The sequence below is a fragment of the Mesorhizobium sp. P5_C1 genome (assembly GCF_054049815.1).
Genome location: NZ_JBFULQ010001146.1, coordinates 1 through 917, shown reverse-complemented (window position 1 = coordinate 917; position 917 = coordinate 1). Strand labels below are relative to the sequence as shown.

The window sequence follows — 917 nt, the reverse complement described above, 5'->3', positions numbered from 1 at the left end:
TTTGTCAGCAGATAGTGTGATCGCGTTGCAGAGTACCTCTGCGGACCGTTGCGCCGGTGCTATGCTGTGCCGGAACTCATCAGACGGCAAGGATATGAGGCATGCCCGGAGTCACCCGCCGTACGCTTCTTGCGTTGACCGCAATTGCGTCTGTCGTTGAACCGACGTTTGCAGAGGAGGAAGGTACCTCAGCCGAATTGCAGGCTCTGATCTCAGCCCATGAGACTACTTATAATGCACTCCATGCGGTTGTTCATCGAGCGGGCTGCAGCCGGCACGACCGTATGAGGGCAGACCAACTTGAAGAGCAAGCATTGCTGGCTATCTGCTCCTATCCTGCGACCGGTCGGCGCGACCGCCTGGCCAAGGCCGCTTGACTGTTGAGGCACGGGGCGAGCTCGACTTGGATAGGCACATACAGGCCATCTTGCACTCCATGATGCGGGTCTTTCCAGGAAGCTCGATCAGACTGCTGTTCGCTTTCAGACCTGCTGTGAATGCGGACTTGGGTCAGATCTAGGCGTCAGCGAACGTCAGCTTCTGACCCCCGAAAATTGACGTACGTCTTCCACGACGCAACGGCGCTTTTCAGCTTCGCCGTTTCCTGAAAGCTGACTGTCGCACGAGAACGCGCTGGAGGTCGTGGTGGCTCCATGAGCCGTAATTTGGCTCTTCCGATTGCAGGCTACATTGGCTTGCATAGCGGCGATCAATAAAAGCGAAAACTGCTTCTCAAACAGAAGTTCAAAATTCTTGCCCGCCAACAGCCTGCCCCGACATTTTCTAGTGCCGGCCTCTAGAACGCTCAGACCCGCGATGGGCCCGCTAGTGTGTTGTACACTAATATACCAATTTCGATTGACACTCTTTCGCTAGGCGTCAAGATAGTTGCTAGGGGAGTTTTGGGAGAATGACGT

At 55.2% G+C, this 917-nt stretch carries 1 protein-coding gene; it reads right to left on the bottom strand.

Translation table 11 applies throughout. The annotated features are described in order from the left end of the window. Nucleotides 1-533: 533 nt before the first annotated feature. Nucleotides 534-764, bottom strand: a complete 231-nt coding sequence (locus tag ACXJ7R_RS34490; protein ID WP_457155697.1) for a hypothetical protein — start codon at nt 762-764, stop codon at nt 534-536. Nucleotides 765-917 lie beyond the last annotated feature (153 nt).